The organism is Collinsella sp. AK_207A (genome assembly GCF_902501965.1).
In the GTDB taxonomy this organism is placed as follows: domain Bacteria; phylum Actinomycetota; class Coriobacteriia; order Coriobacteriales; family Coriobacteriaceae; genus Collinsella.
Genome location: NZ_CABWID010000005.1, coordinates 19,931 through 40,349, shown reverse-complemented (window position 1 = coordinate 40,349; position 20,419 = coordinate 19,931). Strand labels below are relative to the sequence as shown.

Annotated in this window: 14 protein-coding genes and 3 tRNA genes; 13 read left to right on the top strand and 4 right to left on the bottom strand. The window is 65.8% G+C overall.

Going from position 1 to position 20,419, the window contains the following annotated elements:
* Positions 1–105 precede the first annotated feature (105 nt).
* The 3 genes from GDJ97_RS01380 to GDJ97_RS01370 all read left to right on the top strand — a co-directional run bounded on the left by GDJ97_RS01380 (position 106) and on the right by GDJ97_RS01370 (position 3,962).
* Positions 106–1,359 (top strand): GTP-binding protein, encoded by a 1,254-nt coding sequence (locus GDJ97_RS01380; protein WP_152069449.1) that lies wholly within the window; start codon positions 106–108, stop codon positions 1,357–1,359.
* A 215-nt stretch (positions 1,360–1,574) separates the two neighbouring features.
* Positions 1,575–2,978 carry an asparagine--tRNA ligase gene (asnS, locus tag GDJ97_RS01375; protein ID WP_152069448.1) on the top strand — a complete coding sequence of 468 codons (1,404 nt, stop codon included), beginning with the start codon at positions 1,575–1,577 and terminating at the stop codon, positions 2,976–2,978.
* 174 nt (positions 2,979–3,152) lie between these two features.
* Positions 3,153–3,962 carry a tyrosine-protein phosphatase gene (locus tag GDJ97_RS01370; protein WP_152069447.1) on the top strand — a complete coding sequence of 270 codons (810 nt, stop codon included), beginning with the start codon at positions 3,153–3,155 and terminating at the stop codon, positions 3,960–3,962.
* A 57-nt stretch (positions 3,963–4,019) separates the two neighbouring features.
* Here GDJ97_RS01370 and GDJ97_RS01365 read toward each other — a convergent pair whose 3' ends face one another.
* Both GDJ97_RS01365 and GDJ97_RS01360 read right to left on the bottom strand, forming a co-directional pair.
* Entirely contained in the window at positions 4,020–5,048 is a 1,029-nt protein-coding gene (locus tag GDJ97_RS01365) for an aspartate-semialdehyde dehydrogenase (RefSeq protein ID WP_152069446.1), read from the bottom strand.
* Between the two features lie 55 nt (positions 5,049–5,103).
* Positions 5,104–6,513 (bottom strand): aspartate kinase, encoded by a 1,410-nt coding sequence (locus tag GDJ97_RS01360; protein WP_152069445.1) that lies wholly within the window; start codon positions 6,511–6,513, stop codon positions 5,104–5,106.
* Between the two features lie 98 nt (positions 6,514–6,611).
* Between GDJ97_RS01360 and thrC the strand changes: the two genes are divergently transcribed.
* From thrC to GDJ97_RS01320, 8 genes are all read left to right on the top strand, one after another.
* The gene (thrC, locus tag GDJ97_RS01355; protein ID WP_152069444.1) at positions 6,612–8,123 is read left to right on the top strand and encodes a threonine synthase; all 1,512 of its coding nucleotides are present in this window, start codon (positions 6,612–6,614) and stop codon (positions 8,121–8,123) included.
* 144 nt (positions 8,124–8,267) lie between these two features.
* Entirely contained in the window at positions 8,268–9,149 is an 882-nt protein-coding gene (gene thrB / locus GDJ97_RS01350; protein WP_152069443.1) for a homoserine kinase, read from the top strand.
* Between the two features lie 376 nt (positions 9,150–9,525).
* The gene (gene ilvD / locus GDJ97_RS01345) at positions 9,526–11,190 is read left to right on the top strand and encodes a dihydroxy-acid dehydratase (RefSeq protein WP_152069442.1); all 1,665 of its coding nucleotides are present in this window, start codon (positions 9,526–9,528) and stop codon (positions 11,188–11,190) included.
* Positions 11,187–13,067 (top strand): biosynthetic-type acetolactate synthase large subunit, encoded by a 1,881-nt coding sequence (gene ilvB / locus GDJ97_RS01340; protein ID WP_152069441.1) that lies wholly within the window; start codon positions 11,187–11,189, stop codon positions 13,065–13,067. The genes ilvD and ilvB overlap by 4 nt, the downstream gene beginning before the upstream one ends.
* Position 13,068: 1 nt before the next feature.
* The gene (ilvN, locus tag GDJ97_RS01335) at positions 13,069–13,554 is read left to right on the top strand and encodes an acetolactate synthase small subunit (RefSeq protein WP_152069440.1); all 486 of its coding nucleotides are present in this window, start codon (positions 13,069–13,071) and stop codon (positions 13,552–13,554) included.
* Positions 13,555–13,629: 75 nt separating this feature from the next.
* Positions 13,630–14,625 (top strand): ketol-acid reductoisomerase, encoded by a 996-nt coding sequence (gene ilvC, locus GDJ97_RS01330; protein WP_152069439.1) that lies wholly within the window; start codon positions 13,630–13,632, stop codon positions 14,623–14,625.
* A 213-nt stretch (positions 14,626–14,838) separates the two neighbouring features.
* Positions 14,839–16,059 carry a threonine ammonia-lyase gene (gene ilvA, locus GDJ97_RS01325; RefSeq protein WP_152069438.1) on the top strand — a complete coding sequence of 407 codons (1,221 nt, stop codon included), beginning with the start codon at positions 14,839–14,841 and terminating at the stop codon, positions 16,057–16,059.
* Positions 16,060–16,141: 82 nt separating this feature from the next.
* Positions 16,142–16,933, top strand: coding sequence for an ABC transporter ATP-binding protein (locus GDJ97_RS01320; protein ID WP_152069437.1), 792 nt, complete (start codon positions 16,142–16,144; stop codon positions 16,931–16,933).
* Positions 16,934–17,026: 93 nt separating this feature from the next.
* Here GDJ97_RS01320 and GDJ97_RS01315 read toward each other — a convergent pair.
* Both GDJ97_RS01315 and GDJ97_RS01310 read right to left on the bottom strand, forming a co-directional pair.
* Positions 17,027–17,100 (bottom strand) — tRNA-Cys (locus GDJ97_RS01315).
* Positions 17,101–17,147: 47 nt separating this feature from the next.
* A tRNA-Gly gene (locus GDJ97_RS01310) sits at positions 17,148–17,223 on the bottom strand.
* A 379-nt stretch (positions 17,224–17,602) separates the two neighbouring features.
* Between GDJ97_RS01310 and GDJ97_RS01305 the strand changes: the two genes are divergently transcribed.
* Together GDJ97_RS01305 and nrdD are read left to right on the top strand one after the other, a co-directional pair.
* Positions 17,603–17,677 (top strand) — tRNA-Val (locus GDJ97_RS01305).
* 507 nt (positions 17,678–18,184) lie between these two features.
* A complete protein-coding gene (gene nrdD / locus GDJ97_RS01300) occupies positions 18,185–20,410 on the top strand; it encodes an anaerobic ribonucleoside-triphosphate reductase (RefSeq protein ID WP_152069436.1) in 2,226 nt (741 codons plus the stop codon).
* The last annotated feature ends 9 nt before the right edge of the window (positions 20,411–20,419 follow it).

Below are 20,419 nucleotides of genomic sequence, written 5' to 3'. Positions count from 1 at the left end.
ATCGCTGCTGCGTTCTCCGCGGAATCATCGGCCCGGGTTTTTCCTCCCCGTTGTTTTGGGTATATGGTGGTGCGGACTATTCGGGACCGCTGAGAAGGAGCATCCATGACCGAAGCCGGACATCCCAAGCAGACCAAGATTATCCTCATTACGGGCTACCTGGGCGCGGGTAAGACCACGTTGCTGAACCACATCCTCGCCAACGACCAGGGCATCCGCGCGGCGGTGCTCGTGAACGACATTGGCGAGATCAACGTGGACGCCGACCTGATCGCCAAGGGCGGCCTCTCGCAGGTCGACGGCGAGCTCATCCCCATGACCAACGGTTGCCTCTGCTGCACGCTTTCCGACGATCTCTCGCGCCAGCTCGAGCAGATTGCAGCCTCGGGTGACTTCGACTACATCATCATCGAGGCCTCGGGCATCTGCGAGCCGGTGCCCATCGCGTACACCATCTCCAACTTCTGCGACCGCTCCAAGTGGGACGGCGCGGCTCCGCTCGACCTCGATAACATCGTGGCCGTGGTGGACTGCGCGCGCATGTGGGACGAGTTCAACGGCGGTCGCGACCTGCTGGCCGAGGATGTGGACGAGGAGGACCTGGAGGCCCTGCTCATCCAGCAGATCGAGTTCTGCTCCACCCTCATCCTCAACAAGTGCGACCAGGTGACGCGCGAGCAGATCGACGAGCTGCGTGCCATCGTCCGCGGCCTGCAGAAGGACGCCGTGATCGTGGAGGCCACGCAGGGCAACGTTCCCATGAGCGAGCTGCTGGACACCAACCGCTTCGACTTCGACAAGGTCTACGGTTCCGCCGTGTGGATGGACGCCATGGAGCACCCGGAGGACCACGACCACGACGACCATGAGCATCACGACCACGATGACGACGATCATGACGAGCACGATCATGAGCATGGTCACGGCCATCATCACCATCACCACCACGACCATGATCACGGCGAGAGCCACGAGCTGCTGGAGTACGGCATCGGCACGTTCGTGTACGAGCGCCGTCGCCCCTTCGACCTCTCGCTGCTGAACGGCTTTGCTGCCACGTGGCCACGCGAGATCATCCGCGCCAAGGGACAGGCCTGGATCTCGGAGAACCCCGACATGTGCTGTCTCTTCGAGCAGGCCGGCAAGCAGTTCAGCCTGTCCGAGCAAGGGCTCTTCATTGCCTCTGCACCCGAGGACAAGCAGAAGGAGCTGCTGGCTGAGAACCCGCAGATCGCAGCCGAGTGGGATCCCGTCACCGGCGACCGCATGACCAAGATCTGCTTTATCGGCCGTCACATGGACAAGGACGCGCTCGTTGCCGGTCTGGACGCCTGCCTGACCGACTGGGTGGACGAGTAAGACCTGACCGGCACCCGCGCAGCGAAGGGTCCCCTGGCGCTGCGCGACTTTCCGAGCGAACTGAGAAGACGCCCGGGCCAAGCCTGGGAACGCACTGCGGTACCGTCGCGGCATCGACCGCGTACGACGTATTCGTTCAGTGCGTTCCTGCGGCTCGGCCCGGGCGTCCTTGCTATGATGGTTCGCGGCACATGTGCACAAGTGAAAGGACATCCATGAACCGCACCAAGATCGCGCAGCTTCACGCCGATGCGGAGCAGCTCGGCGGTCAGACCGTCACCGTGGCGGGCTGGGTCAAGTCGATTCGCGATATGAAGAACTTCGGCTTCGTCACGCTGAACGACGGCAGCTGCTTCAAGGACCTGCAGGTGGTCATGAACCGCGAGGCGCTGGCCAACTACGACGAGATTGCGCGCCAGAACGTGTCCGCGGCGCTCATCTGCACGGGTGAGCTCAAGCTCACGCCCAACGCCCCGCAGCCCTTCGAGCTCCAGGCGACGGAGATTCGCGTTGAGGGAGCCTCGGCGCCGGACTACCCGCTGCAGAAGAAGCGCGCCACCGTGGAGTTCCTGCGCACGCAGCAGCATCTGCGCCCGCGCACCAACCTGTTCCGCGCCGTGTTCCGCGTGCGGAGCGTGGCCGCCGCGAGCATCCACCGCTTCTTCCAGGATCGCGGGTTCTGCTACGTGAACACGCCCATCATCACCGCGAGCGACTGCGAGGGCGCGGGCGAGATGTTCCGCGTCACCACCATCGACCCCGCCAACGTGCCCGTGGACGAGCAGGGGAATGTGGACTACGGCCAGGACTTCTTCGGCAAGCCCGCCTCGCTCACCGTCTCCGGCCAGCTGAACGCCGAGAACTTCGCCATGGCCTTCGGCGACGTCTATACCTTTGGCCCCACGTTCCGCGCCGAGAACTCCAACACCACGCGCCATGCCGCCGAGTTCTGGATGGTGGAGCCCGAGATCGCCTTCGCGGACCTCGAGGACGATATGAACCTGGCCGAGGACATGCTGCGCAGCGTCATCCGCGACGTCATGGACCGTTGCCCCGACGAGCTCTCCATGCTCAACAAGTTCGTGGACAAGGGCCTGCTCGAGCGCCTGACGCATGTGGCGAGCAGCGACTTCGCGCGCGTGAGCTACACCGACGCCATCAGGATCCTGGAGGACGCCGTTGCCGCCGGGCATCAGTTCGACTATCCCGTGAGCTGGGGTATCGATCTCCAGACCGAGCACGAGCGCTTTCTCACCGAGGAGCACTTCAAGCGCCCCACGTTCGTGACCGACTACCCCACCGAGATCAAGGCCTTCTATATGCGCCTGAACGACGACGGCAAGACCGTCGCCGCGGCGGACTGCCTGGTGCCTGGCATCGGCGAGATCATCGGCGGCAGCCAGCGCGAGGAGCGCCTGGACGTGCTCGAGCGCCGTATCGCCGAACTGGGCATGGATGCGAGCCAGTACAAGTACTACCTGGACCTGCGCCGCTATGGCACGTGCCGCCATGCGGGCTTTGGCCTGGGCTTTGAGCGCCTGGTGATGTACCTCACCGGCGTGGGCAACATCCGCGACGTTATCCCGCATCCGCGCACGGTCGGTAGCTGCGACTTCTAATCGCGAGCGCTTCTGTTTCCCGCGCCCCCGTTCGCACTGCTCGCGGATGGGGGCGCGGTCTTAACGCCGGCGGCGATATGCGCAAGACCTTTCATCCACTTTGCGGTGCGGCGGGCGTAAAACCGCTAGACTGAGGACGATTTTGGTACAGGCGGCGGCAGGCAGGGAGCGAAGATGCGCACGGTCGACATGGATGGCATGCAGGTGGAGGTTCCCGATGAGGAGGCTTCGTCGGAGCGTCCGGATTACGGACTGATCCCGTTCGACACGCTGGCCAACACACGCGACCTGGGCGGGTTGACCGGCCTGGACGGGCGACGCATCAAGCGTGGGCTGCTGCTCCGTTCCGGCGCGCTGGGCCTTGGCTCGGCGCAGGATATCGCGCGGCTCAAACGCGACTACGACCTGCGCGTCATCATCGACCTGCGCAACGATGACGAGCTGATCGAGGCGCCCGACCCGCTCGACGTCTTCCCCGACGTCCGCTTCGTCCAGGCGGATATCCTGCGCGCCTCTGCGGCGGGAATCTCGCAGGATGCCGTGGCGCGCGTGCAGGAGGCGCAACGCCGTGCCGCCGAGGAGGACGACCCGGTGCTCTTCATGGAGCTGCTCTACCCGCATCTCCTGCTCGATGATTCCGGTATCGAGGGCTACCAGGGCTTCCTGTACTCGTTGCTGGCATGCGACGAGGGTACGGCGCTCTGGCACTGCCATGTGGGGCGCGACCGCTGCGGCATGGCGTCCATGCTCATCGAGGCAGTCCTCGGCGTCTCGCGCGAGGATATGGCTAACGACTACCTGGCGACGAACCTCTTCGCGCCGCGTCAGCTCACCCGCGAGGCGCCGGCGAGCCTCCGTTCGTTCAACGCCGCGGTGGATGCGCTCGAGAAGGTGTACGGCAGTGTGCTCGGCTACGTGCTCGACGAGCTCGAGTTCACCATGGCGGATGTAAACGAGCTACGGGCGCGCTACCTGGAGGCGTAGCGGCCCGCAGCTCGTTGTTCCCACTGCTTGTTTGGCGCCGGTGCTATCCGTTCCGAACTACTGGACCAGCAGCTTGGCGATCTGCACGGCGTTCGTGGCGGCACCCTTGCGGATCTGGTCGCCGCAGCACCAGAAGGTGATGCCGTGCTCGGGCCGTGGGTTGGAGATGTCCTGGCGCACGCGGCCCACGTAGATCAGATCCTGATCGGACGTGTCCAGCGGCATGGGCCAGCGGTCGTGCACGTTCTCGGCTGTGAGGTCGTCCACCAGCTTGACGCCGGGTGCGGCGGCGAGGGCCTCGCGTGCCTCCTCGACGGTGATGTCGCGCTCGAACTCCAGCGTGATGCTCTCGGAGTGGCTGCGGAGCACGGGCACGCGCACGCAGGTGCAGTTCACGCGCAGCTCCGGCAGGTGCATGATCTTGCGGCCCTCGTTCTGCAGCTTCATCTCCTCGGAGGTGAAGCCCGCGAACTTCTCGCCGCCGATCTGCGGGATCAGGTTGCTCGCCAGCTGCGCCGCGAAGGCGTGGGGCTCGGGGATCTGCTCACCGCGGCCGAGCGCCGCCAGCTGCTCCTCCAGCTCGGCCATGCCGGGCGCACCGGCGCCGCTCGCGGCCTGGTAGGTGGAGACGACCATGCGCGTCACGCCGGCCAGCTGGTGGAGGGGCCAGGTGGGTACGAGCCCGATGATGGTGGCGCAGTTGGGGTTAGCGATGAGGCCGTGGTGCCACTTCACGTCGTCGGCGTTGATCTCGGGCACCACCAGGGGCACATCGGCGTCCAGGCGGAAGGCGTGGGAGTTGTCCACCACCACGGCGCCGCGCTTCACGGCCTCGGGCAGCAGCTGCTTGGCGATGTCGTCGCCGGCGGCGCCGAGCACGATGTCGCAGTCGTCGAAGGCCTCGGGGCGGGCCTCCTGGATCGCAACCTCACGGCCGGCGAACTCAACCGTCTTGCCCACGCTGCGCGCGCTCGCCAGCAGGCGCAGCTCGCCCACGGGAAAGTCCTGCTCAACCAGGCACTGGAGCATCTGCGTGCCCACCGCGCCCGTGGCACCCAGAATCGCGACGGTGTACTGCTTGGACATAAGAGCTCCTCTCCGATGGGGCGAGCGGCCTGCGCGGCCCTGCCCCATGTTTGGGTTACTTGTCGATGTTCTCTCCGCCGAGGATGTTCGTCATCGTCACGTTCGAGGCGCGCACGGTGGCTTCCAGCTCGGAAATCTCCAGGATGCGGTCGCCGTCGGAGAACGCATCGTAGATCACGCGGATGGCGCGTTCGAAGTCGCTCTCGGAGACGCCGACGATGATGTTGATCTCGTCCGAGCCCTGGGCGATCATGCGGATGGAGATGCCTTCCGCGCCCAGCGCCGCGAACAGCGAGCCGGACACGCCGGGGCGGCCGATCATGTTGCGGCCCACCGTGGAGATGAGCGCTAGGCCATCCGCGACCTGGATCTCGTCGGGGTGAATCTCGGCCTTGATGTCGGCGATGATGCTCCAGATGGAATCCTTCACATCGGTGCCCTGCACGACCACGCCGAACGAGTCGATGCCGGAGGGGATGTGCTCGATGGACACGCCGTAGCGCTCGAAGACGGAGAGCGTGCGGCGGATGATGCCGACCTCGCGGCACAGGTGCGTCTTCATGATGTTGATGGCCAGGAAGTCGCGCTTTCCGGTGATGCCCGTGATGATAGGCTCGGACTCCGAGGCGCCGGCGCTCTCGGAGATGATGGTGCCGGGGTCCTCGGGGCGGTTGGTGTTCTTGATGACGATGGGGATGTCGGCGTCGCGCACGGGGAAGATGGCCTCCTCGTGCAGCACCGAGGCGCCCATGTAGGAGAGCTCGCGCATCTCGGAGTAGGTGATGCGGGCGATGGGCTCGGGGTTCTCGACGATCCGCGGGTCGGCGGAGAGGAAGCCCGAGACGTCCGTCCAGTTCTCGTAGAGGTCCGCGCCCAGGCAGTTGGCCGCGATGGCGCCGGAGATGTCGCCGCCGCCGCGGTCGAGCAGCTTGACCTGGCCCTCGCGCGTGGCGCCGTAGAAGCCGGGGAGCACGAAGCCGCCCTTGGGCGCGCGCTCGGCGAAGAGCTCCTTGGTGCGGTTCATGGAGAGGGTGCCGTCGTGGTGGAAGGCGACCACATCGGCGGCGTCCAGGAACGGCAGGCCCAGGTACTCGGCCATGAGGCGCGCGGTGAAGTACTCGCCGCGGGAGACGAGCTCCTCGGTGGAGAACTCGCCCTTGCGGGCGCGGTCGGAGAAGTCGGCAAACTCCTGGCGGATGGGGTAGGCGAGGCCCAGCTCGTCGGCGATGTCGAAGTAGCGCTGGCCGATGTCCGCGAGCAGGTCGTCGCAGCTCACGTGGTAGCGCACATGCGCGTCTACCAGGTAGAGCAGGTCGGTGACCTTGGAATCCTCTTTAAAGCGGCGTCCGCAGGCAGAGACCACCACAAAGCGGCGGGCGGAGTCCGACTCGACGATGCCACGGATTTTGCGGAAGTGGTCGGCGTCGGCGACGGAGGAGCCGCCGAACTTTGCGATCTTTATCATGTCGGCGCGGTTACCTTTCTGGGCTGTTGCGACTCGCTTGGCGCGCTCTGATACCATGGGGGCCAAACGACACCCATGAGCAACAGAGGAGTAGTTACATGGGCACCTATCATAGTACACGCTCCCGCACGTTAGCCTGCTCGAGCAAAGATGCCATACGCCGCGGCCTCGCTCCCGACGGCGGACTCTTCGTCTCCGATGAGCTGGGAGAGAAGAAACTCGACGTAGCCGGGCTTGCGGATCTCTCTTACCACCAGATCGCCCGCACCGTGCTGGGTTTGTTGCTAGATGATTACACGGATGCGGAGGTCGCCGCCTGTGTTGACGAGGCCTACACGGGCACCTTCGCGAGCCCTGAGGTCACGCCACTCGTGGGGCTGGACCACGCGCCCGACGGCGGGGACGTTCCCACCTACGTACTCGAGCTCTTCCACGGGCCCACGAGCGCCTTCAAGGACGTAGCGCTGCAGATGCTGCCCCGCCTCATGGCCCGCACGGGCACCGCGGAGGGCGAGGCCGCCCAGAAGATCATGATCGTCACCGCCACCTCGGGCGATACGGGCAAGGCGGCGCTCGCCGGTTTTGCCGACGCGCCCGGCACGGGCATCACCGTCTTCTATCCCGAGGGCAAGGTCTCCCGCGTGCAGGAGCTGCAGATGTCCACGCAGGAGGGCGGCAACGTGGCCGTGTGCGGCGTGCGCGGGAACTTCGACGACGCCCAGAGTGCCGTCAAACGCATCTTCGGCGACCGCGAGCTGGCGAAGCGCCTGGCCGAGCGGGGCGTGGTGCTCTCGAGCGCCAACTCCATCAACGTCGGCCGCCTGGTGCCGCAGGTGGTGTACTACTTCGCCGCTTACGCGCAGTTGCTCCGCTCGGGTGCGATCCAGCCGGGCGACGCGGTGGAGTTCTGCGTGCCCACCGGCAACTTCGGCGATATCCTCGCCGGCTACTACGCCCAGCGCCTGGGCCTTCCCGTGGCGCGCCTGGACGTGGCGAGCGACCGCAACAACGTGCTGATCGACTTCCTCAAGACCGGCGCCTACGACCGCCGGCGCGAGTTCTTCACCACCACCTCGCCGAGCATGGACATCCTCATCTCCTCCAACCTGGAGCGCATGCTCTACTACGTGAGCGGGGGAGACGAGGCGCTTGTGGCCTCGCTCATGGCCGACCTCTCGAACGAGGGTTGCTACCAGGTGCCCGAGGAGCTTCACCAGGGCATCCGCGCGCTCTTCGACGGCGGTTGGGCGAGCGAGGAGCAGGTGGCGAGCGCCATCAAGCATTGCTGGGACGAGAACGGCTACGTGATAGACCCGCACACCGCCTGCGGTTTCCACGTGCTGGAGGAGCTGTCCGCCGCCGAGGGGGCGCGCGCCCGCGTGCTGCTCTCCACGGCGAGCCCGTACAAGTTCCCGCGTGCGGTGGCGGGGGCGCTCGGCCTGGACGCGCCGGCCGACGACTTCGCCTGCATGGACGTGCTTGCCCGCGCTACGGGCACGGTGCCGCCCCGCCAGCTCGCCGAGCTCTCCGAGAAGCCCGTGCGCTTTGCGGACGTTGAGGACATCGACCAGCTGGGCGCCTACGTGGAGCAGGCCGCGGCGAGGCTGTAGAAGGGGATACGAGGCGGACGGGTCGGGAGCGCCGCCCGTCGTAGATTCCGCACGAGTCGGAGGCGCCTGGGGCGCCTCCGTGCGGGCAGGACTGACCGAGCGACGGGCGGTGCTCCCGACCCGTCCTTCAAGGGAGCTTCCAACATGATCAAGATCACCGTACCGGCAACCTCGGCCAACCTGGGCATCGGCTACGACACGCTCGGCATGGCGGTGAGCCTGTACTCGCACTTCACCTTCGACCGCGCGGACGAGCTGACCATCACCGGCTGCCCCGAGGAGTTCCAAAACGAGGACAACCTGGTCTACGTGTCGTTCGTGGACGCGCTCGCCGCCTGGGGCGTGGAGCCGTTCCCGGTGAGTATCGACATCGCCACCGACGTGCCCGTGGCGCGCGGTCTGGGCTCCAGCTCCACCTGCGTGGTGGCGGGCATCATGGCCGCGGCGGCGCTCACGGGGCACACCGTGGGCCGCGAGGAGCTCGTCGCCATCGCCACGAGCGTGGAGGGCCATCCCGATAACGTGGCGCCCGCGCTGCTCGGCGGAGCGGTGTGCTCGTTCACGCCGGAAGGGGAGCTCCCGCGCTGCCTGCGCTACGACGTGAGCGACAAGCTACAGTTCATCACCGTCATCCCTCCCTACGAGGTGCACACGAGCGAGGCGCGCAAGGTGGTGCCGCGCGAGATTCCGCTCTCCACCGCCGTGTGGCAGATGGGCCGCGTGGCCGGCCTCACGCGCGGGCTCGAGACGGGCGACGCTGACCTGATCGCCGCCGCCAACGACGACCGCCTGCAGGAGCCCTACCGCCGCAAGCTCATCCCCGACTACGACGCCATCCGCGAGACCTGCCTGACGGGAGGCGCCAAGACCATGTGGATCTCGGGTTCCGGCTCCACCCTCATGGCCGTGACGGACGACACCATCGTGGCGAAGTTCCTGCAGGTGCGCCTGCACGAGCAGTTCCCCGCCTGCGCCACGCACATCCTCTCCTGCGATACCGCCGGCGCGCAGATCGAGTACCTGTAGGGTCGGGAGCGCCAGAAACCTCGAGGAACCAACGGGGCGATTCGCCGTTCGCGAGTTGCCCCGATTGCGTTGTTGCGCTCCCCGCTTTGGTGGAGTAAAGTACCGACCCACGAGAACTGCGATGACAGGACCAGTACGGGCCGCATCCGTCCCACAGAGAGCAGGAAGTGTTTGAGAACCTGTGTCGGACGGCTCAGAACCACCCTCGAGCAGCTTGGGCGAAGCGTCGCTCGCACCGGTCACCCCCGGTTGCCAGCGCTCGCGTACCCCGGGCCGGCCGCCACCGTTATAGGCATCGAGGAAGCCCCCGTACGGGTTCGCCCTCGCAATTCTCAGCCGCACCATCCGGGCGTCCAGAGAAGAGAGGGAGAAGCACATGCAGCTTCGCAGCGATGCCATCAAGAAAGGACTGGCCCGTGCCCCGCACCGGAGCCTCCTCAAGGCGGACGGCCTGACGGACGAGGAGCTCGACCGCCCACTCGTCGCCGTCGTCTCCTCGCAGAACGAGGTCATTCCCGGCCACATTCACCTGGATAAGATCGCCGAGGCCGTGAAGGTCGGCATCAGCATGGCAGGCGGCACCCCGCTGCAGGTGAACACCATCGGCGTGTGCGACGGCATCGCCATGAACCACGAGGGTATGCGCTACAGCTTGACCTCGCGCGAGGTCATCGCCGATTCCGTGGAATGCGCCGTGCAGGGACATCAGTTCGACGCCATGGTGCTCATCCCCTCCTGCGACAAGATCGTTCCCGGCATGCTCATCGCCGCGTGCCGTCTGAACATCCCCACCGTGCTCGTCTCCGGCGGCCCCATGCTCGCCGGTCGCGGGCGCCACGGCGAGCAGACCGACCTGAACTCCCTCTTCGACGCCGTGGGCCAGGTGACCGCCGGCAAGATGACCGAGGAGGAGTGCCACTGGCTCGAGAACACGGCCTGCCCCACTTGCGGCAGCTGCTCGGGCATGTTCACCGCCAACTCCATCTGCTGCCTCTCGGAGGCGCTCGGCATCGCGCTCCCCGGTAACGGCACCGTGCCCGCCGTGTACTCCGAGCGCGTCCGCCTGGCCAAGCACGCGGGCATGAAGGTGATGGAGCTCCTGCGGGAGGGCGTCACCGCGCTCGACCTCATCACGCCGGCCGCCATCCACAACGGCATGGCGCTCGACATGGCCTTCGGTGGCTCCACCAACACGATGCTGCACCTCACGGCCATCGCGCACGCCGCCGGCCATCCCGTCACCATGGAGGACTGGGACCGCGTGGCCGCCGAGACGCCCAACATCGTCCGCATCGCCCCGGCGGGTCCGCTCCACATCCAGGACCTGAACGACGTGGGCGGCATCTCGGCGATCATCGGCGAGTTGGGACGTGCGGGCAAGCTGGACGACAGCGCGCTCACCTGCCACGGGACCATGGCGGAGTGGATCGCTGCGGCGAGCGCGGCCGACGGCGAGGTCGTCCGCCACGTGGAGAACGCCTACTCGCAGCAGGGCGGCCTCAAGGTGCTCCGCGGCAACCTCGCGCCGGATTGCGGCGTGGTCAAGAAGAGCGCCGTCTCCCCGGATATGTACCAGTTCACCGGCACCGCGCGCTGCTTCGACTCCGAGGAGGAGGCCTGCAAGGCCATCCTCGGCGGGCAGATCCACGCGGGCGACGTGGTGGTCATCCGCTACGAGGGCCCGGCCGGCGGCCCCGGCATGCGCGAGATGCTCACGCCCACGAGCGTGATCTGCGGCATGGGACTCGACCACTCCTGCGCGCTCATCACGGACGGCCGCTTCTCCGGCGCCACCAAGGGCCCCGCCATCGGGCACATCTCGCCCGAGGCCGCGGCAGGCGGCCCCATCGCGCTCGTCGAGGACGGCGACACCATCAAGATCGACATCGAGGCCGGCTCGATCGAGCTCGACGTGGCGGACGACGTTCTGGCCCAGCGCCGCGTCGCCTGGCAGCCGCCCGCACCCAAGTACACCACCGGCGTGCTCTCGCGCTACGCCAAGCTCGTTACCAGCGCCGACAAGGGAGCGTACCTCTCATGATGACCACCCAGGAGAAGCTCGAGCGCAAGCAGCGCGCCATCGAGGGCAAGCCGAACGGCCCCGGCAGCAACACCGAGCACGAGGGCAAGACGATGACGGGCGCCCAGGCCATCATCGCCAGCCTGGAGGCCGAGGGCGTGGACACGATCTTCGGCTACCCCGGCGGCCAGGCTATCAAGATCTACGACGCGCTCTACGACAGCAAGAAGATCCACCACGTCCTCGCGCGCCACGAGCAGGGCGCCGCGCACATGGCCGACGGCTACGCGCGCGCCACGGGCAAGGTGGGCGTGGTGCTTGTCACCTCCGGTCCCGGCGCCACCAACACGGTGACGGGCATTGCCACGGCCTACATGGACTCGGTGCCCATGGTGATCATCACCGGCCAGGTCACGCGCGGGGTTATCGGCACGGACGCCTTCCAGGAGGCCGACATCGTGGGCATCACCATGCCCGTGGTGAAGCACAGCTTCCTCCTGCAGTCCACCGATGACCTGACGAAGACCTTCCGCGAGGCGTTCTACATCGCGAGCACCGGTCGTCCCGGCCCCGTGCTCATCGACGTCCCCTCCGACCTCTCGGGTTCCGAGATGGTGTTCCACTATCCCGACAGCGTGAGCATCCCCAGCTACCGGCCCACCTACAAGGGCAACGCCCGTCAGGTGCGCCAGGCGGTCCAGCTCATCCAGGGCAGCACGCGCCCGCTCATCTACGCGGGCGGCGGCATCGTGGCGAGCCATGCGTGCGCGGAGCTGACCGAGCTCGCCGAGCGCATCAGCGCGCCGGTGGTCACCTCGCTCATGGGCAAGGGCGCCATGCGCTGCTCCAACCCGCTGAACCTCGGCCCCGTGGGCATGCACGGCTCCAAGTACGCCAACATGGCGGTGACGGAGTGCGACCTGCTCATCGCCGTGGGCGCGCGCTTCTCCGACCGCGTGACAGGCAAGGTTTCCGAGTTCGCGCCGCACGCCAAGGTCATCCATATCGACATCGACCCGGCTGAGATCGGCAAGATCATCGACCCGGCGGTGCCCATCGTGGGCGATGCCCGCGTGGTGCTTGCCGCCATCAACGAGCGCCTGGCCAAGGTGGACGCCAAGCCGGTGGGCGAGGCGTGGACGCAGGAGGTCTTCTCCTGGCGCGAGCGCTGGCCGTTCTACACCGACGAGTTCAAAGACTATCCCGACAAGATCGCGCCCGAGGTGGTGCTGCACGAGCTCTCCGAGAAGCTCGACCCCGAGGCGAGCGTGGTCACCACCGAGGTGGGCCAGCACCAGATGTGGGCGCACCAGCAGATCCACCGCGAGCACGCCCGCACGTTCATCTCGAGCGGCGGCCTCGGTACCATGGGCTTCGGCTTCCCTGCAGCCATCGGCGCCAAGATCGGCTGCCCGGAGGACCAGGTGGTCTGCATCGCGGGCGACGGGTCCTTCCAGATGAACACGCAGGAGATGGCCACGGCGGCCATCAACGGCGTGGCGGTGAAGGTGCTTGTCATCGACAACCGCGCGCTCGGCATGGTGCACCAGTGGCAGCGGCTCTTCTACCACGAGCGCTACAGCTTCACCGAGCTGGCGGCGAACCCCGACTTCGTCAAGCTGGCCGATGCCTACGGCTGGCAGGCCCGCCGCATCGAGGATCCCGCCGAGGTGGACGCCGCACTCGACGAGATGCTCGCCGCGGACGGCCCCTACCTGCTGGACGTGGCCATCCCCGTGGACCAGACCGTGTACCCCATGGTGGCGCCGGGCGCGCCCATCGACGACATCATCGGCGCGCTGGACGTCACGCTCGGCGGCGTGCGCGTGAGCGAGAAGGGCTTTGGCCAGGGCGGCGCCGCCGCGCCGGGCGCCGCGCCCGCGAAGGGAGGCGAGTGAGATGAGGCACATCCTCTCCGTGCTCGTTGAGAACAAGAGCGGCGTGCTCTCCCGCGTGACGGGCATGATCAGCCGTCGCGGCTTCAACATCGACTCGCTGACCGTGGCACCCACCGAGGACGAGACGCTCTCGCGCATGACCATCATCGTGGACGCCGACCCCATGGGCTTCGAGCAGATCACCAAGCAGCTGCACAAGCTGGTCTCGGTCTTCAAGGTGTCCGACCTCACGGACACGGATACCGTGGAGCGCGAGCTCGTGCTCTTCAAGGTGCTCGCCACGCCCGAGCGGCGCCACGAGGTCATCGAGATCGCGGACCTGTTCCGCGCCAAGGTGGTCGACGTGGGCAAGAACACCCTCACCGTGGAGGCCACAGGCGCCTCGAGCAAGCTGGACGCCCTGGAAGACCTCTTCCGCGGCTACGGCATCAAGCAACTCACCCGCACGGGCAAGATCGCGATGTCCCGCGGCAGCCACGACAACTGAGGCAGATTCTGGCGGGCAAGTCGCCCGCTCGCTCCAGAATTCGGTTCCATACGGCTAGAGACAAGGAGATTTACCATGGCCGTTGAGATCTTTTACGAGAAGGACTGCAAGCCGGAGGTCATCCAGGGCAAGAAGGTGGCCATCATCGGCTACGGCTCCCAGGGCCACGCCCATGCGCTGAACCTCATGGATTCCGGCGTGGACGTGCGCGTCGGCCTGCGCGAGAGTTCCGCCTCCGCCGAGAAGGCGCGCGAGGCCGGCCTCAAGGTGGTGGACGTGGACACCGCGGCCGAGGAAGCCGACGTCATCATGATCCTCACCCCGGACGAGACCCAGCCCAAGGTGTACGAGGAGCACATCGCCAAACACCTCAAGCCCGGTGACACGCTGGCCTTCGCCCACGGCTTCAACATCCACTACGGCTACATCAAGGCCCCCGAGGACGTGAACGTCATCATGGTCGCCCCCAAGGGCCCGGGCCACATCGTCCGCCGTCAGTACACCGAGGGCTCCGGTGTGCCCGACCTGGTGTGCGTGCAGCAGGACGCCACCGGCGACGCTTGGGATGTGGCGATGAGCTACGCCTGGGGCCTCGGCGGCGCGCGCTCCGGTCTCATCAAGTCCACCTTCAAGGATGAGACCGAGGAGGACCTCTTCGGCGAGCAGGCCGTGCTCTGCGGCGGCCTGGTCGAGATGATCAAGGCGGGCTTCGAGACCCTCACCGAGGCGGGCTACCCCGAGGAGCTGGCCTACTTCGAGGTCTACCACGAGATGAAGATGATCGTCGACCTCATGTACGAGAGCGGCATCCACTTCATGAACTATTCCATCTCCAACACCGCCGAGTACGGCGAGTACTACGCCGGCCCCAAGGTCATCAACGCCGAGAGCCGCCGCGCCATGAAGGAGATTCTGGCCCGCATTCAGGACGGCTCCTTCGCCCAGGAGTTCGTGGACGACTGCAACAACGGCCACAAGTGGCTGCTCGAGCAGCGCGAGGCCATCAACAGCCACCCGATCGAGAAGACGGGCGAGAAGATCCGCTCCATGTTCAGCTGGATCAAGAAGTAAGAACGCTGGCCTGGGCGTGGGGGGTGGTCGGGATTTCCCCGGGGTTCAGTCCTCGCGAGACTGGCAAACGCCTTCGGTGTTTGTTCAGTTCGCTGCGGAGGTCGCCCCAGGGAAACCCGACCGACCGCCACGGCCGCGTTGGTGAAAGAGAACAATAGGACCCGATGGGGTGACGGGGTTGAGACGTTACCGGACTTGTAGGGGGAATCGCGCATGACCGAGATGCTTACGTTGGAGGCCTTTGAGGAGGCATCCCTTAAGGTCAAGGACGTTACGCAGGAGACGAAGCTCGTCGAGAGCCCGTACCTTTCGGCGCAGTGCGGCAACCGCGTGTGGCTGAAGCCCGAGAACATGCAGCGCACGGGCGCCTACAAGGTGCGCGGCGCCTACTACAAGATCTCGACCCTGGGGGCCGACGAGCTCTCGCGCGGACTCATCACCGCGAGCGCCGGCAACCACGCGCAGGGCGTGGCGTACGCGGCGCAGCGGGCCGGCGTGCCCGCCACGGTGGTCATGCCCACCACCACGCCGCTCATCAAGGTGGAGCGCACCAAGGCCTTCGGCGCCGAGGTGGTGCTCGCGGGCGACGTGTACGACGAGGCGTGCGACTACGCCCTCAAGCTCGCGGACGAGCGCGGCCTCACGTTCGTGCACCCCTTCAACGACCCCGTCATCGCCACGGGGCAGGGCACCATCGCCATGGAGATCGTGCAGGAGCTGCCGCTCGTGGACACCATCTTGGTGCCGGTGGGCGGCGGCGGCCTGGCGTGCGGCGTGTCCACCTTCGCCAAGCTGCACAACCCGCACATCAAGGTGATCGGCGTGGAGCCGGCGGGCGCTCCCAGCCTCACGCGTGCGCTCGAGGCCGGGTGCCCGGTGCGCCTGGACGCCGCCAACACCATCGCCGACGGCACCGCCGTGCTCGAGGTGGGCGACCAGGTCTTCCCCTACCTGCGCGAGAACCTGGACGACGTCATCACCGTGCCGGACGAGGAGCTCATCGTCTCCTTCCTGGATATGGTCGAGAACCACAAGATGATCGTGGAGAACTCCGGTCTGCTGACGGTGGCCGCGCTGAAGCACCTGCCTGCGGACGGTCGCCGCGTGGTCTCGATCCTCTCGGGCGGCAACATGGACGTCATCACCATGAGCTCCGTGGTGCAGCACGGCCTCATCCAGCGCGGTCGCATCTTCACCATGAGCGTGCTTCTGCCCGACCGCCCCGGCATGCTGGTGAAGGTGGCGAGCATCATCGCGGAACAGAACGGCAACGTGATCAAGCTCGAGCACAACCAGTTCGTGAGCACCAACCGCAACGCCGCGGTGGAGCTCAAGGTGACGATCGAGGCCTTTGGCGAGGAGCACAAGGCGCAGATCGTGGAGGCGCTGGCGCAGTCGGGCCTGGACCCGCGCGTGGTGCAGACGTCGCTGTAGGTTCGTGCGACCGGAAGCCGGGTGCGCGTTGCCGCGGGTGCGGCGGGGCGGCCCGGCTTCTTATATAGAGGAAGGGGAGCGCGTGGAGGAGACGCCGCTGTTCCAGATTCACGATGCCGACGTGGTGCGCGCCGGCAGGACCATCCTGCATGTGGACGACTTCGCGCTCGCGGAGGGGGAGTCCGTGGCGCTGCTCGGCCCCAACGGCGCCGGCAAGTCCACGTTCATCCAGCTGCTCACGCGCGAGGTCATGCCGCTCTACCGCGACGAGCCGCCCGTGCGGTTTCGCGGGCAGGCACGGCCGCGCCTGGACCAGATTCGCTCCACCCTCGGCGTGGTGAGCTCTACCATGCACGACCAGGTGCGCGTGCACCTGCCGGTGGTGGAGATCGTCATCGGCGGCATCTTCGGTACGCTCGGCCTGCCGCTGCGTGAGGAGGTGCTGCCTGAGCACCGGGCAACCGCCTTGGACGCGCTCGACCGGCTGGGCATTGCGGGCATCGCTGAGCGCGACATCATGACGCTTTCAACCGGCCAGGTACGCCGGGCGCTCGTGGCGCGCGAACTCGTGCGCGATCCGTCGGTGCTGGTGTTCGATGAGCCGTGTACGGGACTGGACCCCGAGGGCATGTACCACGTGCGCGAGACCATGCGAACGCTTGCCGCGGAGGGACGCTCCGTCATCTTGGTGACGCACTACCCCGAGGACATCATTCCGGCCATCGAGCGCGTGCTGCTCATCCGCGATGCGCATATCTATGCGGACGGCGCCAAGGAGGACCTGCTCCGCGACGAGGTGATGACCGGGCTCTTCGGCGTGCCGCTGGCGGTGGAGCACATCGGAGGTTGGTATTCGCTCCGCGGACTGTACTAGGGGAGCGGCGGGCGGCGCACGTCGCCCGCTTTCATAAGAAGGTCAAAACAAAAGCGAGCCGACCGGAAGACCGATCGGCTCGCTTGAACCGTCTGGAGGCGAAGCCCGGATTCGAACCGGGGGTAAAGGCTTTGCAGGCCTCTGCCTTACCACTTGGCCACTTCGCCAACATGAATGAAAAGGGCCGATCTTTCAACCGGCCCGAATCATGCAATGGAGCGGACAACGGGGCTCGAACCCGCGACCCCAACCTTGGCAAGGTTGTGCTCTACCAACTGAGCCATGTCCGCTTGCGAGGAAGTACTATACGCGAATGCCGAGGGGTGCGCAAGAGGAAATTTGAAAAAAGTTTTCCCGGGCCGGCTGAAGCGGGATTCCCCGAGGATTTCGGGGGTGTGCTGAGAGGAATCTCGTTGTGCGCCGCATTGGGAGGGCGATTTCCCCGGTGGGATTCCACGCGCTTTTCTTTTCCGGTTGTATCAGATCGTCGTCGAATTCGGTTGCGATTGGCTGGTTTCCGTCGCACTTGGGTCCGATCGGCCATTGCCGCCCCCGATCGGCCATTGCCGCCCCCGACTGGCCATCCAAACTATTTCAAAAAACGTCTTGCCAAGGTCGACACTTTCTCGTATATTAACCCTTGCGCTTGACGCGCACTGCACATCTGCTGGGCGTTTAGCTCAGGGGGAGAGCGCTTCCCTGACACGGAAGAGGTCACAAGTTCAAATCTTGTAACGCCCACCAGCAGCGCAGCTAGCGGTCTCAGTTTGAGGCCGCTTTTTTTCTCAATCGGTAAAGTAATCGTGTCGGTGGTCTCGTAGTATCGGCATTTGATGGGCTTCGAGTGTTCACAACTCGGAAAAACCTACAGGCGATGGGGTACTCGGCGCCCACCCGCCTGTTGCCCCACTCGCAACGCCCACGCCCCACGCCTTGCCACAATATCTGGGTCCAACCCACCGCCTGCCGCTCACCTGCCGTTGAATGGTGGATTTTCATCCATCTCGAAATCTGCACAAGCAACGGCGCGCCGCAGGTCGTTGGCAGAGGGTTTAACCAAGCTTGCCCGATTTGGCGCCCGCCGGAAAATGCAGCAGAGAAAATCATTGGTGCTGACCTGCAAAAACACAACATGTAGTGCAGCGTCAAGCAAAACTCACAGTATCTAGTGAGGGGAACTGGGCTACTATAGTTCAGCACACAGTGACGCAAAGAGCAGCTACCGAGCAGCCATAAGAGAAGCGAGGCACCATGAAGATCATCAAGCGCAGCGGTACCGAGGTCACGTTCGACATCGAGAAGATCGTCAACGCCATCAAGGGTGCCAACGCCGAGGTCCAGGAGGGCGAGCGCCTGCGCCCCCGCGAGATCGAGTTCGCCGCGCAGAACGTGGCGGAGCAGTGCGAGCAGGCTGGCCACACCGTCTCGGTGGAGGAAGTTCAGGACATGGTCGAGGACCAGCTCATGCGCCTGGACAAGTTCGAGGTGGCCCGCCACTACATCATCTACCGCTACCTGCAGGGTCTGAAGCGCCAGAAGAACACCACGGACGACAAGATCCTCTCCCTCATCGAGTGCAACAACGAAGAGGTCAAGCAGGAGAACTCCAACAAGAACCCCACGGTGAACTCCGTGCAGCGCGACTACATGGCCGGTGAGGTCTCCAAGGACCTCACGCAGCGCGTGCTGCTGCCCGCCGAGGTCGTGGAGGCCCACAACGAGGGCATCATCCACTTCCACGACTCCGACTACTTCGCGCAGCACATGCACAACTGCGACCTCGTGAACCTCGAGGACATGCTGCAGAACGGCACCGTCATCTCCGGTACGCTCATCGAGAAGCCGCACAGCTTCTCCACCGCCTGCAACATCGCCACGCAGATCATCGCCCAGGTGGCGAGCTGCCAGTACGGCGGCCAGTCCATCTCGCTCACGCACCTGGCGCCCTTCGTGGACGTCTCGCGCAAGAAGATCCGCGCGAGCGTTGAGCGCGAGCTGGCCGAGCTGGGCGTGGACGCGCCCGAGGTGAAGGTCTCCGCCATCGTGGAGGAGCGCCTGCGCGACGAGATCCGCCGCGGCGTGCAGACCATCCAGTACCAGGTGGTCACCCTCATGACCACCAACGGTCAGGCGCCGTTCGTGACGGTCTTCATGTACCTCAACGAGGCCCGCACGCCCCAGGAGAAGCACGACCTCGCCATCATCATCGAGGAGACGCTCCGCCAGCGCTACGAGGGCGTGAAGAACGAGGCCGGCGTGTGGATCACCCCGGCGTTCCCCAAGCTCATCTACGTGCTCGAGGAGGACAACGTCCACGAGGACTCCCCGTACTTCTACCTGACCGAGTTGGCCGCCAAGTGCACCGCCAAGCGCATGGTGCCCGACTACATCTCCGAGAAGAAGATGCGCGAGCTCAAGCTCTCCAAGGGCGAGAAGCCGGGCGAGGGCGATTGCTTCACCTGCATGGGCTGCCGCAGCTTCCTCACGCCGGACCGCTCGGGCAACGGCTTTGACAACGTGGCCAACGCCGGTAACTACGAGCCGGGCAAGCCCAAGTACTACGGCCGCTTCAACCAGGGCGTGGTGACCATCAACCTGCCCGACGTGGCGCTCTCCTCACACCAGGATATGGACAAGTTCTGGGAGATCTTCGACGAGCGCTTGGAGCTCTGCCACCGCGCGCTGCGCTGCCGCCACGAGCGCCTGCTCGGCACGCTCTCCGACGCCGCGCCGATCCTTTGGCAGTACGGTGCACTCGCCCGTCTGAAGAAGGGCGAGACCATCGACAAGCTCCTCTACGGCGGCTACTCCACCATCAGCCTGGGCTACGCGGGCCTGTACGAGTGCGTGAAGTACATGACGGGCCACAGCCACACGGACGCCAACGGCGGCCAGGAGTTCGCCCTCGCCGTGATGCAGAAGATGAACGACAAGTGCAACGAGTGGAAGGCCGCGGAAGACATCGATTACTCCATCTACGGCACGCCGCTGGAGTCCACCACCTACAAGTTTGCGAAGGCCTTGCAGCGCCGCTTCGGCATCATCCCGGGCGTCACGGACAAGGGCTACATCACCAACAGCTACCACGTGCACGTGACCGAGGAGATCGACGCCTTCGACAAGCTCAAGTTCGAGAGCCAGTTCCAGCCGCTCTCGCCGGGCGGTGCCATCAGCTACGTCGAGGTTCCCAACATGCAGGACAACCTCAAGGCCGTGGTGCGCGTGATGCAGTACATCTACGACAACATCATGTACGCCGAGCTCAACACCAAGAGCGACTACTGCCAGGAGTGCGGCTACGACGGCGAGATCAAGATCGTGGAGGACGACGGCAAGCTCGTGTGGGAGTGCCCGAACTGCGGCAACCGCAACCAGGAGACGCTCAACGTGGCGCGTCGTACCTGCGGCTACATCGGCACGCAGTTCTGGAACCAGGGCCGCACCGAGGAGATCCGCGACCGCGTGCTGCACCTTTAGGAACGGTTT

What these genes read in the sequence shown, in the direction of transcription:
- asnS (WP_152069448.1), top strand. Translation starts at nt 1,575, where the DNA reads ATGAACCGCACCAAGATCGCGCAGCTTCACGCCGATGCGGAGCAGCTC.
- ilvD (WP_152069442.1), top strand. Translation starts at nt 9,526, where the DNA reads ATGCAGCTTCGCAGCGATGCCATCAAGAAAGGACTGGCCCGTGCCCCG.
- GDJ97_RS01370 (WP_152069447.1), top strand. Translation starts at nt 3,153, where the DNA reads ATGCGCACGGTCGACATGGATGGCATGCAGGTGGAGGTTCCCGATGAG.
- ilvC (WP_152069439.1), top strand. Translation starts at nt 13,630, where the DNA reads ATGGCCGTTGAGATCTTTTACGAGAAGGACTGCAAGCCGGAGGTCATC.
- thrB (WP_152069443.1), top strand. Translation starts at nt 8,268, where the DNA reads ATGATCAAGATCACCGTACCGGCAACCTCGGCCAACCTGGGCATCGGC.
- nrdD (WP_152069436.1), top strand. Translation starts at nt 18,185, where the DNA reads ATGAAGATCATCAAGCGCAGCGGTACCGAGGTCACGTTCGACATCGAG.
- ilvA (WP_152069438.1), top strand. Translation starts at nt 14,839, where the DNA reads ATGACCGAGATGCTTACGTTGGAGGCCTTTGAGGAGGCATCCCTTAAG.
- ilvN (WP_152069440.1), top strand. Translation starts at nt 13,069, where the DNA reads ATGAGGCACATCCTCTCCGTGCTCGTTGAGAACAAGAGCGGCGTGCTC.
- GDJ97_RS01360 (WP_152069445.1), bottom strand. Translation starts at nt 6,513, where the DNA reads ATGATAAAGATCGCAAAGTTCGGCGGCTCCTCCGTCGCCGACGCCGAC.
- GDJ97_RS01380 (WP_152069449.1), top strand. Translation starts at nt 106, where the DNA reads ATGACCGAAGCCGGACATCCCAAGCAGACCAAGATTATCCTCATTACG.
- thrC (WP_152069444.1), top strand. Translation starts at nt 6,612, where the DNA reads ATGGGCACCTATCATAGTACACGCTCCCGCACGTTAGCCTGCTCGAGC.
- GDJ97_RS01365 (WP_152069446.1), bottom strand. Translation starts at nt 5,048, where the DNA reads ATGTCCAAGCAGTACACCGTCGCGATTCTGGGTGCCACGGGCGCGGTG.
- ilvB (WP_152069441.1), top strand. Translation starts at nt 11,187, where the DNA reads ATGATGACCACCCAGGAGAAGCTCGAGCGCAAGCAGCGCGCCATCGAG.